The sequence below is a fragment of the Roseibaca sp. Y0-43 genome, assembly GCF_020667835.1.
Lineage (GTDB): Bacteria > Pseudomonadota > Alphaproteobacteria > Rhodobacterales > Rhodobacteraceae > Roseinatronobacter.
Window position 1 is genome coordinate 142955 of record NZ_JAFMPR010000001.1, and the last position, 14208, is coordinate 157162.

General features: G+C 65.1%; 13 protein-coding genes. 5 read left to right on the top strand and 8 right to left on the bottom strand.

The annotated features are described in order from the left end of the window. The 5 genes from dxr to pyrH form a co-directional block, all read right to left on the bottom strand. The gene (gene dxr / locus J1C52_RS00710) at nucleotides 1-1167 is read right to left on the bottom strand and encodes a 1-deoxy-D-xylulose-5-phosphate reductoisomerase (RefSeq protein ID WP_227425996.1); all 1167 of its coding nucleotides are present in this window, start codon (nucleotides 1165-1167) and stop codon (nucleotides 1-3) included. Beyond that, a complete protein-coding gene (locus J1C52_RS00715; protein ID WP_227425997.1) occupies nucleotides 1164-1943 on the bottom strand; it encodes a phosphatidate cytidylyltransferase in 780 nt (259 codons plus the stop codon). Before J1C52_RS00715 ends, dxr begins: the two co-directional genes overlap by 4 nt. Before the next feature lie 2 nt (nucleotides 1944-1945). Then, on the bottom strand, nucleotides 1946-2692 hold the full coding sequence (gene uppS / locus J1C52_RS00720; RefSeq protein WP_227425998.1) for a polyprenyl diphosphate synthase: 747 nt from the start codon (nucleotides 2690-2692) through the stop codon (nucleotides 1946-1948). Nucleotides 2693-2719: 27 nt separating this feature from the next. Next, the gene (gene frr, locus J1C52_RS00725) at nucleotides 2720-3283 is read right to left on the bottom strand and encodes a ribosome recycling factor (RefSeq protein WP_227425999.1); all 564 of its coding nucleotides are present in this window, start codon (nucleotides 3281-3283) and stop codon (nucleotides 2720-2722) included. 85 nt (nucleotides 3284-3368) lie between these two features. Further along, complete coding sequence (pyrH, locus tag J1C52_RS00730) at nucleotides 3369-4112, bottom strand: UMP kinase (protein ID WP_227426000.1); 744 nt, start codon at nucleotides 4110-4112, stop codon at nucleotides 3369-3371. 103 nt (nucleotides 4113-4215) lie between these two features. Here pyrH and miaA point away from each other — a divergent pair, with 103 nt between their 5' ends. Beyond that, nucleotides 4216-5112 carry a tRNA (adenosine(37)-N6)-dimethylallyltransferase MiaA gene (gene miaA / locus J1C52_RS00735; protein ID WP_227426001.1) on the top strand — a complete coding sequence of 299 codons (897 nt, stop codon included), beginning with the start codon at nucleotides 4216-4218 and terminating at the stop codon, nucleotides 5110-5112. Between the two features lie 135 nt (nucleotides 5113-5247). Continuing rightward, nucleotides 5248-6066 (top strand): helix-turn-helix domain-containing protein, encoded by an 819-nt coding sequence (locus J1C52_RS00740; RefSeq protein WP_227426002.1) that lies wholly within the window; start codon nucleotides 5248-5250, stop codon nucleotides 6064-6066. Here the strand turns inward: J1C52_RS00740 and J1C52_RS00745 are convergent. Beyond that, complete coding sequence (locus J1C52_RS00745) at nucleotides 6063-6212, bottom strand: DUF2256 domain-containing protein (protein WP_227426003.1); 150 nt, start codon at nucleotides 6210-6212, stop codon at nucleotides 6063-6065. The genes J1C52_RS00740 and J1C52_RS00745 overlap by 4 nt on opposite strands. A gap of 159 nt (nucleotides 6213-6371) precedes the next feature. Between J1C52_RS00745 and J1C52_RS00750 the strand changes: the two genes are divergently transcribed. Beyond that, the gene (locus tag J1C52_RS00750) at nucleotides 6372-6809 is read left to right on the top strand and encodes a DsrE family protein (RefSeq protein ID WP_227426004.1); all 438 of its coding nucleotides are present in this window, start codon (nucleotides 6372-6374) and stop codon (nucleotides 6807-6809) included. Here J1C52_RS00750 and J1C52_RS00755 read toward each other — a convergent pair. Continuing rightward, complete coding sequence (locus tag J1C52_RS00755; RefSeq protein WP_227426005.1) at nucleotides 6806-8320, bottom strand: FAD-binding domain-containing protein; 1515 nt, start codon at nucleotides 8318-8320, stop codon at nucleotides 6806-6808. The two genes, J1C52_RS00750 and J1C52_RS00755, sit on opposite strands and share 4 nt — an antisense overlap. Nucleotides 8321-8435: 115 nt before the next feature. Here J1C52_RS00755 and J1C52_RS00760 point away from each other — a divergent pair, with 115 nt between their 5' ends. Together J1C52_RS00760 and pepN are read left to right on the top strand one after the other, a co-directional pair. After that, nucleotides 8436-8879, top strand: a complete 444-nt coding sequence (locus J1C52_RS00760; protein ID WP_227426006.1) for a CAP domain-containing protein — start codon at nucleotides 8436-8438, stop codon at nucleotides 8877-8879. Between the two features lie 54 nt (nucleotides 8880-8933). Then, on the top strand, nucleotides 8934-11492 hold the full coding sequence (pepN, locus tag J1C52_RS00765; RefSeq protein WP_227426007.1) for an aminopeptidase N: 2559 nt from the start codon (nucleotides 8934-8936) through the stop codon (nucleotides 11490-11492). Nucleotides 11493-11496: 4 nt separating this feature from the next. Here the strand turns inward: pepN and J1C52_RS00770 are convergent, their stop codons facing one another. Next, a complete protein-coding gene (locus tag J1C52_RS00770; protein WP_227426008.1) occupies nucleotides 11497-14205 on the bottom strand; it encodes an ATP-binding protein in 2709 nt (902 codons plus the stop codon). Nucleotides 14206-14208: the final 3 nt, after the last annotated feature.

Sequence of the window (14208 nt, forward strand, 5' to 3'; positions counted from 1 at the left end):
TCAGGCCAGCTGCGCCGCAATCCGGCGCGCGGTGTCCCTTGCCACTTGGTCCATCTGCTGCACGGTTTCAAGCGCGCATACCGGCGCAGTCAGGCGGGAATCGGTCAAAAGCGTGTCAATCGTGCGGTCGACCAGCTCCGCCATCTGCAAGAAGCGCAAGCGGCGGGCGATGAATTCATCGAGCGCCACCTCTTTGGCGGCGTTGAACACCGCACCCGCATGGCCGCGCAACTCCATCACCTGCTGCGCCAAGCGCAGGGCGGGGAAGCGGTCGGGATCGGGGGCCTCGAATGTCAGTTGTCCCATGGCCGCCAGATCCAGCCGTGCGACCGGCAGATGCGCGCGCTCGGGCCAGTTCAGCGCATAACCGATGGCATGGCGCATGTCGGGCGGGCCAAGATGCGCCATTTGCGCCCCGTCGCGGAACCCGACCATCGCGTGGATGATGGATTGCGGATGCACCAGTACCTCTATTTGCGACGGCTCCAGCCCGAAGAATTCGCGCGTCTCGATCAATTCCAGCGCCTTGTTGAACAGGGTCGCGCTGTCGATAGTAATGCGTTGGCCCATCGACCAGTTGGGGTGGGTCTGTGCCTGCTCCAGCGTCGCGCCTTCAAGCTGCTCTTTCGACCAAGTGCGGAACGGGCCGCCCGATGCGGTGATGATGACGCGCTCGACCGCCGCCATGTCTTCGCCGACAAGCGCCTGAAACACGGCGGAATGTTCTGAATCGACCGGCAGGATGCGCGCGCCGTGGCGCGCGGCCTCTGCCATCAGCAACGGCCCGGCGGTGACAAGCGATTCCTTGTTGGCCAGCGCCAGCGTCGCGCCTTGGGCGAGCGCGCGAAAGCCCGGCTCTAGCCCGGCGGCGCCGACAATGGCGGACATGACCCAATCGGCGGGGCGGCTTGCGGCGTCGATCAGTGCTTGTGTGCCTGCCGCGACCTCGGTGCCGCTGCCCGCAAGCGCTGCGCGTAGGTCGTCCAGACACTCGTCATAGGCAGTTACGGCCAGTTCGGCGCGCAAGCGACGCGCCTGTTCGGCCAGCCGTGCGATATTGCGCCCGCCGGTCAGCGCCACGACCTGAATATCGGGGCGCGCGCGCAGCAGATCGAACGTGCTCTCGCCGATAGAGCCGGTCGCGCCGAAAACAGAAACCCGCATCAAACCCCCAGAAGCCCGGTTTGCGCCAGCACGAGTTCGACCAGCGCGGCGGCGATCAGCGCATCGAACCGGTCCATGACACCGCCATGACCGGGGATCAGGTTCGAGCTGTCCTTGACGCCCGCGTGCCGCTTGATCGCGCTTTCGGCAATGTCGCCGCCCTGCCCGGCCATGGTAATCAGCACAGAGGCCACGATCAGCCCCGCGCCCGCCCCCAATACCGGCATGAAGCCCAGCGCGATAACCACCGCCGTCACCCATCCCGCCACGGTGCCGGACCATGTTTTCTTAGGGCTGACACGCGGCCAGAGCTTTGGCCCGCCCAAGATACGGCCCGCGAAATAGCCCGAGATGTCAGAGCCCACGACCAGCGCCACAAGCCACAGCACCCAAAGCGCGCCATACTCGCCGCGCAGCGCGATCAGGCCCAGCCCGGCGAACAGCACCAACCCGGCATACGCCCCGGCGACAACGCGGTCCTTGGGGAAGCGCCATGCCAGAAGCACTGCAACCAGCGCGGTCAGCGCGACCAGCACCAGCCCGTCAAAGCGCCATGTGAAGACCGCCAGCACAACGGCTGCGGTAAAGCCTGCGGCCTCTGCCTTGCCGAAGGGGGCGGACGGGTCGAGCATCCGGGTCAGCTCCCAGATCATCAGGCCCGACAGGATGCAGACCAGCCCGACAAACAGCGGCCCGCCTAACCAGATCGCGCCCGCGCCAAGCCCGGCCATCGCCGCGCCGGACAAGGCCCGCGCGCGCAGGTCGGAAAACTCGGCCACGGTTACTTCACCCCGCCGAAACGGCGTTCGCGCAACCCGTATTCATGTAGGATGTCGGCCATGGTCTGCGGCGTGAAATCGGGCCACAGAACCTGGGTGAACACGTATTCCGAATAGGCCGCCTGCCACAGCAGGTAGTTCGAGACCCGCGTTTCACCCGAGGTGCGCACCACAAGGTCGGGGTCGGGCAGATCGCGCGTGTCAAGATAGCGTGCAAAGCTCGCATCAGTCACGCTATCGGGGTCCAGCTTGCCCGCCGCCACATCGCGCGCGGCGGCGCGCACGGCGCGGGCGATCTCGTCCCGGCCACCGTAATTGATGGCAACGGTCAGGTGCACGCGGTCGTTCTGGGCGGTTTCGGCCTCGACATTGTCGAACAGGGTTTGCAGCTTCGGGTCCAGCCGCTTGCGGTCGCCGATGATGCGCATCCGCACGCCTTCGCGCTTCATGCGCCCGGCTTCGCGGCGGATATAGCGGGCAAAGAGCGACATCAGCCCCAGCACTTCCTCGGTCGAGCGTTTCCAGTTCTCGGTCGAGAAGGCGTAAAGCGTCAGGTAGCGGATGCCTATGTCGGGGCAAGCATCGACCAATTCGCGCACGCGCTCGGCGCCCTTGCGGTGGCCAACAAGCCGCGGCCAGCCACGGTTCGTGGCCCAGCGCCCGTTGCCGTCCATAATAACGGCAACATGCAGCTTATTCTGCAAGGCCGGGTCGCCGGCACTGTCGTCGTGGCTTTGGTCGAATGTCATGTCGCTTTGCCCAATGGACCCACAGGCCTAAACCTGCATGATCTCTTCTTGCTTGTTGTCCAGCGCGGCATCGACCTTGCCGATATAGGCATTGGTCAATTCCTGGATTTCCTCGGACCAAAGTTTCTGTTCATCCTCGGACATGCCGGCGGCCTTGGCTTTCTTCAGCTGGTCCATCCCGTCGCGGCGCACGTTACGCACAGCCACGCGCGCACTTTCGGCATATTGCGCGGCGACCTTGCTCAGCTCGCGGCGGCGCTCTTCGTTCAATTCCGGGATCGGCAGCATGATGATGGTGCCGTTCAGCTGCGGGTTGATGCCAAGACCGGATTCGCGGATGGCCTTTTCGACCTTGCCGACCATCGACTTGTCCCAGATGTTGATCGTGACCATGCGCGGCTCTGGCACGTTGACGGTGCCAAGCTGGTTGATCGGCGTGTTCTGGCCATAGGCCTCTACCATGATCGGGTCGAGCATGGACGCCGACCCGCGCCCGGTGCGCAAAGAGGCGAATTCGGTCTTGAGCGCCGACATCGCGCCTTCCATGCGGCGTTTCAGATCGTCCAGATCAATCTCAATCTCGTCAGACATGCCTGTTCTTGTCCTTCTTTGCGGGCACTGCGCGCAACCGCCCTGCCCCTTGATACAGAAAAGTTAACTGCCGGGATAGCCCGCGCTAGCGATGCACGATCGTATGTGGCCCCTCGCCCGCCAGAATACTGCGAAACCCGCCCGGCTGGTCCAGTTCGAACACGATGATCGGCAGGTTGTTGTCGCGCGCCAGCGCCAGCGCGCTGGTATCCATGACCTTCAGGTTACGGGCAAGCGCCTCGTCATAGGTGATCTTGTCGTAGCGCTTGGCGTCGGCGTGCTGGCGCGGGTCTTTGTCATAGACCCCGTCGACACCGTTCTTGCCCATGAAGATCGCATCACAGGCCATTTCGCTGGCACGCAGGGCCGCGGCGGTGTCGGTGGTGAAATAGGGGTTGCCGGTGCCCGCGGTGAAGATGCAGACACGCTTCTTTTCCAGATGGCGCACGGCGCGGCGGCGGATATAGGGCTCGCATATCTGGTCCATGGGGATAGCGCTGATGACGCGCGTGAACACCCCAAGGCTTTCAAGTGCTGCCTGCATGGCCAGCGCGTTCATTACGGTGGCCAGCATTCCCATGTAGTCGGCGGTGGTGCGCTCCATCCCCTGTGCAGAGCCTTGCAAGCCGCGAAAGATGTTGCCGCCGCCGATGACAAGGCAGATCTCGACCCCCATTTCATGCACCGCCTTCACCTCTCGGGCGATGCGGGCCACGGTGGGCGGGTGCAGGCCATAGCCCTGATCCCCCATCAACGCCTCGCCCGAGACTTTCAGCATGACACGTTTGTAATTCGGTGCGTCGGCTGGGGTCGGGGCTGGGTCGGTCATCGGGGTTCCTTCCATGGGCGCGGGCTGGGTCGCGGCGCGGGCGCTTTCATCCGGCGCGAAAATGTCGGAAAACGCCACAAGGTTCAACGTGAAAGCGAGGCGAATGCCCGAAATTGACGCAGCCCTTGCCGCGATGCGCAGCGATCCGCCGCCCGTGGACCGCCCTGTGCTGCTGGCGGGGCCGACCGCCAGCGGGAAATCGGCGCTTGCGCTGGCCTTGGCCGAAGCGCAGGGGCGGGTTGTGGTCAATGCCGATGCGCTCCAGGTCTATGACATGTGGCAGGTGCTGACCGCGCGCCCCGACGCCGCCGACTGCGCACGCGCACCGCACCTGCTTTATGGCTGCGTGGGCGCGGATGCCGAGTGGTCGGTCGGCCACTGGCTGCGCGCGATGGCCGATCTTTTGGCGCAGCACCCGAACCCGGTTATCGTGGGGGGCACCGGGCTATACTTTCGTGCCCTGACCGAAGGGCTGGCCGAAATCCCGCCCACCCCTGCCGCGATCCGGGCAGAGGCCGATGCCTATCTGGCCCGCGCGGGGCTGGACGCGATGCTGCGCGATCTGGATGGCGACACCGCCGCGCGCATCGACCGCCAGAACCCCGCCCGCGTGCAACGCGCATGGGAGGTGCAGCGCGCCACCGGCCAAGGTCTGGCCGCATGGCAAGAGCAGACGCCGCCGCCGATCCTGCCCCTGTCGCAGACGGCGCCCTTCGTCATGCTGCCACAGCCCGATTGGTCAGCCCGGCGAATCGCCACGCGCTTCGAGTCGATGATCGCGCAAGGGGCGCTGAAAGAGGTGCGCGCCGTGCTGCCGATCTGGCAGGCACGCGCGCCATGGGCCAAGGCGATCGGCGCGCCGGAACTGGTGGCGCATCTGCAAGGCCATATCTCGTTGTCCGAGGCGGTGGATGCCGCAACACTTGCCACGCGCCAATACGCGAAACGTCAGCGCACATGGTTCCGGGCGCGGATGTCGGGCTGGGTGCGGCTACTCTGAGGCGCGCGGCCAGAGTCACTCAATTGCAACGCCCGCCGACAAAGGCGCGCGCGACTCACGGTTGCGTGAGGATTCGCACTTCCCCTGCCCGATCGCGGTCTTAATCTTGCCGCTATCAGGGGGAAAAAAGACCGAATGATACGCATTCCAGACCAACCGAAACGCCTGCGCATTCTTCCGATCTCGAAACTCGCGGCAGCGCCGAAATGGCAGCTTGAAACCCTGCGCGCCCTGCGCGAACCGGTGTTCTACTGGTTCACAGCCGGGCAAGGCCGGATCACGCTGGGCGGCAGCACGCGCGGCTTTCACCCGCATAACGCGATCTATATCCCGCCGGGCACGATGTATGGCTTTCAGGCCATGACCCGCGCGCAGGGCGTGGCGCTGCATATGGGCGACGCGACCGGTCTGGACCTGCCCGACACGCCCATGCACCTGCGCCTGCGCGATGGCACGCAACATACCGAAGTGGCGCAGATCATCGACGCCATTCAACGCGAGCTGGACGGCGCGAAACCCTTTGCCGAACGCGCCGCGCGCCACCAGGTCGGCCTGCTGGCGATCTGGCTGGAACGCCAGCGCAGCGGCGCGGGTGATGACAGCCCGCGCGGCATGGCTTCGGCGAATGCGAATGAGCGCCTGACAGCGCGCTACACCGCGCTTCTGGAACGCGAATACGGCTCTGCGCTGAATGTCAGCGATTACGCGCAAGCCCTTGGCGTGACGCCGACCCACCTGACCCGCGCCTGCCGGGCAAGCTGTGGGCGCAGCGCGCTGCAACTGATGCAGGAACGCCGCCTGTTCGAAGCCCGCCGCCTGCTGAGCGAAACCGATGTGCCCGTGCAGGACATCGCGCGCAGTCTTGGGTTTTCGACGCCGGGGTATTTCTCTCGGGCATTCTCGGCCTCGACCGGGACGGCTCCATCCGTCTACCGCAAGGCGCGCAACGCCTAAGCGCGCTTGCGCTCGCCGCGGCAGCGGTCAGAGCAATAGCGCACCTCGTCCCAGACCTTGGCCCATTTCTTGCGCCATGTGAACGGGCGGCCACAGGTGGCGCAGGTCTTGGTCGGCAAATCGGCTTTCTTGGTGTGTTTGGGCATGGCGTGTCTCTGGCTTGCGGCAAAGATATGCCGCCGCGCGCGCCGGTCCACAGCAGTCGCATGACGATATTCGAATGTTATGCTTGATCTGTGGCAGAATGCCGCGCATCCTGACCCGGCGGGCCGCAGAAGGGCGCCCCGCTTTCTGGGAGGAAAACCATGCACAAGATCATCCGCGCCAGCGTTGCCGCGACCTTGCTTGCCATCGCGCCACTGGCCGCTTGGGCTGAAGGCGCGAAAGTTGCCATTCATGTCGATGAAGAAAGCATTCAGACCATGAACATGGCGCTGAACAACGCCGCCAATATCATCAAGCATTACGAAGGGCTTGGCCAAGAGGTCACCGTCGAGATCGTCACCTACGGCCCCGGCCTGCACATGCTGCGCGCCGATACCTCGCCGGTCAGCGAACGTATCTCGCAAATGGGGCTGACGCATGACAACCTCAGCTTTTCTGCCTGCCTGAACACCGTTCAAGCCATGCAGCAACGCGCGCAGACCGAAATCACGCTGCTGCCCGAGGCCAATACCGTGCCCTCTGGCGCCGTGCGCCTGATGGAATTGCAATACGAAGGCTATGCTTACCTGCGGCCCTAAAGGTCGAAGCTAAGCTGCGCAGGATCGGGCCGTTTGCGCAAAGCGGCCCGTTTTGCCCCCGCGCTGCTGCGGTCTGTGTCGCGCGCGCGTGACGCGTGCTTGACCGCGATCGCACGGGCCGTCTGACCGAAGCCCGCATCCTTGCGCAAGCCCCACATCACATCGCGCGCGTGGCGCGCCGCTTGCGCCAGATCGACCACCGGCGCGGGGTAGCGCGCGCCCAGGATTTGCCCCGCATTCGGCGCGGTCCAAGGTTCGTGCAGGTGTTCCCCTGCAATCCCCTTTAACTCCGGCACCCAAGCCCGGATGAAGCGTCCGTCCGGATCTTGGTCATGGCCCTGTTTGACAGGGTTATAAATGCGCAGCGTGTTGATCCCCGTCGTGCCCGACTGCATCTGGACCTGGCTCCAGTGAATGCCGGGTTCGTAATCGGTGAAGCGCCGCGCCAGCACCGCGCCGGTATCGCGCCAATCCAGCCACAGGTGATAGCTGGCAAAGCTCATCAGCATGGCGCGCATCCTGAAATTCAGCCAGCCCGTGGCCATCAGGTAGCGCATACAGGCATCGACAAAGGGCACGCCCGTCTGCCCCTCTGCCCAAGCCTGCAAACGCGCGGCGTCGGTGCCGCGCAAGCCCTCATGCGCCGGATGCAGGCAGCGGTGTTCCAGTTGCGGCTCATCTTCCAGCTTTTGGATGAAATGGTCGCGCCACGCCAAGCGCTTGGCAAAGCTGGTCATGCTGGCCTTCCAGCCGGGGCGATCGGTGGGTGTGGATTGGCGCGCCAGTTCGACCTCGCGCACCGACAAAACGCCCAGCGCCAGATAGGGCGACAGGCGCGAGCAGGCGCGCTCGCCAGTCACGGGCGAGGACATGCCCGCGCGGTAGGTTTCGGCGCGCGTGGCCAGAAAGCTGTGGAGCGTGGCGCGCGCGGCCTTGTGCGTGCCGGTTTGCCTGTGCGCGCAAGGGTCGGGCTTCATGCCCAAGGCGCGGGCATCGGGCAAGCGGTCGGGCAGGTCGGTGGTGCAAATCGGCTCTAACGCGGCGGGGGGTGCGGCCACACCCTGACGGATGAACGCATTGCGCGCGCCCTGCCAGCCGTCGCGGCTGCGCAGACGGCGCACCACGGCGCATTGTGGTAGTTCCTGCCAGTCGATTCCCACCTCTCGTGCCCAAGCCGCGACCCGCTTGTCGCGCGCATAGGTCCATGCGTTGCCGATTTCCTCGTGGCTTAGGATGCGGCTTACCCCGTACCGCTTGCACAGCCGCGCCAGTTCCGCCACCGCATCCCCCTTTCGGATGACAAGCGGCTGCCCGAGCGCCGCAAGTTCCCCACGCAAGCTGCCCAAGGCTTCGGTGGTAAAGGCCCATTGCCGGGCAGAGCTGTCGGGCAGCGCCCAATACTCTGGTTCTATTATATAAACCGGCAGAACGCGCGGCCCGGCCATGGCCAGCGCGGGATGGTCGGTGATCCGCAAATCTCGTTTAAACCAAAGGAGGACAGGCGCGCTCATGGGGCGAAGATGTATCGCGGCGCGGCCTGCGGTCAAGCAGATTGTTCACCTTATGTTCATAAGTGTCACGCAGGATTGTGACTGCCCGCTGCGGCAAACCATGCTAAGCGAAAGGATGCGGTTTCTTGTTCTGGCTCTTGCTCTGTTTGGTACGCCTGCACTGGCCTGCGCCCCCGTGGCGGCGCCAGAGGCAGAGGTGCATCTGGCCAGCATCAACGCCGCGCGGGCAAGTGCGGGGCTTGGGCCGCTGGCGCTGGATGCAGGCCTGTCGCGCATGGCGCAATCCCATGCCTGCGACATGGCCGACCGTGGGTATTTCGCCCATACCGCCCCCGATGGTAGCGGGCTGGTCGAACGCGCGCGCGGCGTGGGCCTGTCAGGCTTTTGCCAACTGGCCGAGAATATCGCGCGCGGGCAGCGCGATATTCCGACGGTCATGCGCATCTGGCTGAACTCTCCGGGCCACCGCGCCAACCTGCTCGATCCGGGGCTGACGCATGTGGGGCTTGGCCGGGCACCGGGGCCGCATTGGGTGCAGGTGTTTGGCGGCGGCTGCTGATTGCACCCGCGCGGGGCTTGCACTACCTCTGGGCCAAACCGCATGGAGGATATGATGCGCGACACCGCCCAGCCGATCTACCTTGCCGACTATCAGCCGCCCGCCTTTCTGGTCGAACAGGTTGACCTGACCTTCAAACTGGCTCCGACCACAACGCGGGTTATCAGCCGTCTGCGCTTTTCGCCGAACCCCGATGCCGTGCCGGGGCAGGACCTGCGGCTGGACGGCGAAGGGCTGCGGCTGATCGCGGCCAGCATTGACGGTGTGACGGTCGCGGCAGACCCCAATGCCACGGGCCTGACCGTGCCCGCGGGCGCCCTGCCAGACGGCGCTTTCACATGGGAAGCCGAGGTCGAAATCGCGCCCGAGGGCAACACCGCGCTGGAAGGGCTATACATGTCGAACGGCATGTATTGCACCCAATGCGAGGCCGAGGGCTTTCGCAAGATCACCTTCTACCCCGACCGCCCCGACGTGATGGCCCCGTTCCGGGTGCGCATTGAAAGCGACCTGCCGGTGCTCTTGTCGAACGGCAACCCGGTGGCCAGCGGTCCGGGCTGGGCCGAGTGGGACGACCCCCACCCCAAGCCCAGCTACCTCTTCGCGCTGGTCGCAGGCGATCTGCGCGCCACGACCGACCGCTTCACCACGATGGAGGGGCGCGAGGTAGAGCTTAACATCTGGGTCCGCCCCGGCGATGAAGGGCGCACGGCCTATGCGATGGATGCGCTCAAACGCTCCATGCTGTGGGACGAGCAGGTCTATGGCCGCGCCTATGACTTGGACATTTTCAACGTCGTCGCCGTCGATGACTTCAATATGGGCGCGATGGAGAACAAGGGCTTGAACATTTTCAACTCTCGCTACGTCCTCGCCTCCAGCGCGACCGCGACCGACGGCGATTTCGCCGCCATCGAACGCATCATCGCGCATGAGTATTTCCACAACTGGACGGGCAACCGCATCACCTGCCGCGACTGGTTCCAACTGTCGCTGAAAGAAGGGCTGACGGTTTTCCGCGATCAGCAATTCATGGGCGATATGCGCAGCCACGCGGTCAAGCGCATCGAGGATGTGCTGACGCTCCGCGCGCGCCAGTTCCGCGAAGATGCCGGTCCGCTTGCGCACCCCGTCCGCCCTGAAAGCTATGTCGAGATCAACAATTTCTACACCGCCACGGTCTATGAAAAGGGTGCCGAACTGATCCGCATGTTGCGCCTGCTTGTGGGCGAAGACCGCTACAAGGCGGCACTTGACCTGTATTTCGCCCGCCATGACGGGCAGGCCTGCACGATCGAGGATTGGGTCGCCGTGTTCGAGGAAGCCGCGGGGCGCGACCTGTCGCAGTTCAAACGCTGGTATGAGCAGGCAGGCACGCCCAAGGTGACGCTGCTTGAAGACTGGCAAGACGGCACGCTGACGCTGACCCTGCGCCAGCACACCGCGCCAACCCCCGGCCAACCGCTGAAAGAGCCGTTGCTGATCCCGGTCGCGCTGGGGCTGATCGGGCCGGATGGCGCGGAAGTGATGCCCACGCGCGTGCTGGAACTGGACAGCCCCGAGCAGGTCTTCACCTTCGACAACCTGCCCGCGCGGCCCGTGGTCTCGGCATTGCGGGGCTTTTCCGCGCCCGTCACGCTGGAGCACGCGCAATCCAGCGCCGAGCGCGCGACGCTGCTGGGCCATGACACAGACCCGTTCGCACGGTTCGAAGCAGGCCACAATCTTGCGCGCGACATCTTGCAGGCGATGGTGCTGGAGGGCGCGCGCCCCGGCCCCGACTATATAGACGCAATGCGCCTTGCGCTGACCGATGACAGCCTTGACCCGGCCTTCCGCGCGCTGGTCCTGCGCCTGCCGGGCGAGGATGAACTGGCCCAGACGCTGCACGCGGCGGGCCATGTGCCTGACCCCGACGCGATCCATGCCGCGCGCGGGCGGGCCTTGGACACGCTGGCAGAAGCGCTTGCGCCAGAACTTGCGCGCGTGGTCGATGCCATGGAAACCCCCGGCCCCTACAGCCCCGATGCGCGCGACGCGGGCCGCCGGGCGTTGCGGCTGGCGGCGGCAAGCCTTCTGGCCCATGCCGATGGCGGGGCCAAGGCGCGCGCCATTTTCGCGCGGGCCGACAACATGACCGAACAATTCGGTGCATGGACGGCGCTTCTGGGCGTTGGTGCGGGCGCAGAAGAGGGCGCGCAATTCTATCGCCAATGGCAGAATGACCGCTTGGTGATGGACAAGTGGTTCGCGGCGCAGGTCATGTTCGCCAAGCCCGAGCGCGCGCCCAACATCGCGGCGGAGTTGACAGGGCACAAGGCCTTTGACTGGAAGAACCCCAACCGGTTCCGCTCTGTCATCGCGGTCTTGGGCGCGCATCCGGCCGGGTTCCACCGCAAGGATGGCGCGGGCTACCGGCTGGTCGCCGACTGGCTGATCCGGCTGGACGGCGCGAACCCGCAAGCCGCCGCGCGCGTGTCGACCGTGTTCGAGACGTGGCGGCGCTACGACGCGGACCGTCAGGCCCTGATCCGCGCAGAGCTGGAGCGCATCCGTGACCGGCCCGACTGCTCGCGCGATATGGGTGAGATGGCGGGCCGGATGCTGGAGTGACGCGCTATTCCGCCGCCTCGCGCCGGGGCGCGCGGGCGGCAAGGACGCGCGGGAAGCTGACGCGGAAAGACGCTCCGCCCTGCCCCGGCACATAGATGATGTCGCCGCCCAGCTTTTGCATGATCTCGCGGCAGATCGCCAAGCCAAGCCCCGCCCCGCCCGCGTGAAGCGAGTCGGTCAGGCGGGCGAATTTCTCGAAGATCAGCGCCTGGCTTTCGGTCGGGATGCCCGCGCCATTATCGGTGAAATCAATTTCGATCATGTCCTGCATCTGCCGGACCTGAATGTAAATCTCGGGCGTCTCGGCGGTGCAGTATTTGCGCGCGTTCGACAGGATGTTGATGAAGACCTGTGTCAGCCGCCCGCCATCGGTCGTAACCATGATCTCCTCGTCATCGCGCGAGCGGATGATGCGGAACATGCGGTTTGCCTGCACCGATTTCGACGAGGTGACGGCCTGATCCAGCAGCTTGCGCAGGTTCGCGGGCGCCACGTCCAGTTGCACCTGCCCATGTTCCAGAACCGACAGGTCCAGCAGGTCATCCAGAAGCCGCGTCAGGCGGATGGATTCGTCATGGATGACTTGGGCGAAATGCGCCTGCTCTTCGGGTGAGAGGCTGTCGGCTTCCATCATGATCTCGGAGAAGGCGCGGATAGAGGTCATGGGCGTGCGCAATTCATGGCTGATCTGCGACAGGAACGCGTCCTTCTGCACCGACAATTTGCGCAGCTTGTCATTGGCTTCGCGCAGCTTGCGGGCGGTGCGCGTCAGTTCTTCGGATTTCGCCTCCAACTGGCTGGAGTATTCCATGATCTGCGCGGTTTCCGACGCGACCGCCATCAGGTCTTCGACAGAGACGACGGCCGTGCCCGCCGATTGCGCGATCATGGCATGTGCGGTCGCGGCCCCCACAGAGCCCGCGAGTTTCAGCTCCAGCGCTTCCAGAAATTCGGGGGTGATGTCGGGCAGGAACCCCGCCTTGCCCTGCCCTTCGGCCTGTGCCTGAAAAAACGCCTGCGCCGATTTCACCCCGATGATGCGTTGCGCCACGGGCAACAGGTCTTCGGCCTGCGCCATGGGCCGCGACCAGCTGCGCGCAGGGCCGGGCCGGTCATAGACATTGACGAAGAGCGCGCCCTGCACCCGCTCGATCGGGCTGGGAAAGCTGAGGAACGACCCGATGCAGAAGGCCAGCACATTGACCAGAAGTGACCAGAAAAGCGCGTGTAACAGCGGGTCAAGCGTGGTCAGCCCGAACAGGCTGTAGGGCCGCAGCCATGGCAGGCCGAACAGCCCGTCGGCCATGACATGGGCCGGCAGCACCACGCCAGGGCCGAAACTGGGCAGCAGCAGCGTATAGGCCCAAAGCGCTGCGCCCGAGATCAGGCCCAGCGCCGCCCCGGTGCGGCTGGCCCCGCGCCAGAACAGCGCGCCCAGCAGCGCGGGCAAGGTCTGTGCCATGCCGACGAAGGCGATCAGGCCGATGGCGGCCAATGCCTCTGACCCGCCGGACATGACGTAGTAAAGATAGCCGAAGCCTAGCACGATGCTGATCGACAGCCGCCGCACATTCAGCACCAGCAGGCGCATATTGCCGGTATCCTGTCCGTTGGCCGCGCGCAGCGCCAGCCACAGCGGCACGACGATATGGTTCGACACCATCGTAGCCAAAGCGAGGGACGCGACAATGACCATGGATGTCGCCGCCGAAAACCCGCCGAGGAAAGCCAGAAGCGCCAGATCGTCGCGGCCCAGCGCCAGCGGCAGGGTCATCACGAACATGTCGGGGTTGGACCCTGCGGGCATAAGCTCCATCCCCAGCGCAGCGATGGGCAAAACGAACAGGCTGATGGCGAACAGATAGGCCGGAAAGGCCCAGCTTGCGGTGGCGAGGTGCTTGTCATCGACATTTTCCACGACAAGCACCTGGAACATGCGCGGAAGCGTGATGATCGCGATGGCCGAAAGCAGGATAAGCCCGGTCCAGCGCCCCGGCTGGATCTGCCAGTCCGGCAGCGCCTGCGCGTCGATCCGGGCCAGAATATCGGCCGGACCGCCCGCCACGCCCCAGACCACGAACACACCCACCGCCAGAAGCGCCACCAGCTTGACCACCGCTTCCAGCGCGATGGCCGTGACCACGCCGTGATGCTGTTCATTGGCGTCCAGATTGCGGGTGCCGAACACGATGGTGAAAAAGGCAAGCCCGATTGCCACCCATAGCGCGATCAGCGTGCGGTCGCCCGCCACCGGGGCCGTGTCCAGATCGGTCACGAAGACGGTGAAGGATTGCGCGATGGATTGCAGTTGCAGCGCGATATAGGGCGTGCCTGCCGAGATGCAGAGCACCGTTACGATCACACCCAGAAGGTTCGATTTTCCATAGCGCGACGAGATGAAATCGGCGATCGAGGTGACGCGGTTCTCGCGCCCGATGCGCACCAGTTTACGCAAGATCACCCACCAGCCGACGAAGACCAGTGTCGGGCCAAGGTAGATGGTCATGAATTCCAGCCCCGAGCGCGCCGCGTAGCCCACCGCGCCGTAAAAGGTCCATGCCGTGCAATAGACCGACAGCGACAGCGTGTAGACAAGGGGCGAGCGCAGCCAGCCCGCGCGCCCTTCCTCGGCGCTGCGCTCGGCCAGCGAGGCAACGGCAAACAGAAGCGCCACGTAGGCCAGGCAGGTCAGGACCAGCAGGTTGAAGGACATGCG

Excerpts from the sequence above, each read along its gene's own strand:
- uppS (WP_227425998.1), bottom strand. The coding sequence starts at position 2,692 with ATGACATTCGACCAAAGCCACGACGACAGTGCCGGCGACCCGGCCTTG.
- frr (WP_227425999.1), bottom strand. The coding sequence starts at position 3,283 with ATGTCTGACGAGATTGAGATTGATCTGGACGATCTGAAACGCCGCATG.
- pyrH (WP_227426000.1), bottom strand. The coding sequence starts at position 4,112 with ATGACCGACCCAGCCCCGACCCCAGCCGACGCACCGAATTACAAACGT.
- miaA (WP_227426001.1), top strand. The coding sequence starts at position 4,216 with ATGCCCGAAATTGACGCAGCCCTTGCCGCGATGCGCAGCGATCCGCCG.
- J1C52_RS00740 (WP_227426002.1), top strand. The coding sequence starts at position 5,248 with ATGATACGCATTCCAGACCAACCGAAACGCCTGCGCATTCTTCCGATC.
- J1C52_RS00745 (WP_227426003.1), bottom strand. The coding sequence starts at position 6,212 with ATGCCCAAACACACCAAGAAAGCCGATTTGCCGACCAAGACCTGCGCC.
- J1C52_RS00750 (WP_227426004.1), top strand. The coding sequence starts at position 6,372 with ATGCACAAGATCATCCGCGCCAGCGTTGCCGCGACCTTGCTTGCCATC.
- J1C52_RS00755 (WP_227426005.1), bottom strand. The coding sequence starts at position 8,320 with ATGAGCGCGCCTGTCCTCCTTTGGTTTAAACGAGATTTGCGGATCACC.
- J1C52_RS00760 (WP_227426006.1), top strand. The coding sequence starts at position 8,436 with ATGCGGTTTCTTGTTCTGGCTCTTGCTCTGTTTGGTACGCCTGCACTG.
- pepN (WP_227426007.1), top strand. The coding sequence starts at position 8,934 with ATGCGCGACACCGCCCAGCCGATCTACCTTGCCGACTATCAGCCGCCC.
- J1C52_RS00770 (WP_227426008.1), bottom strand. The coding sequence starts at position 14,205 with ATGTCCTTCAACCTGCTGGTCCTGACCTGCCTGGCCTACGTGGCGCTT.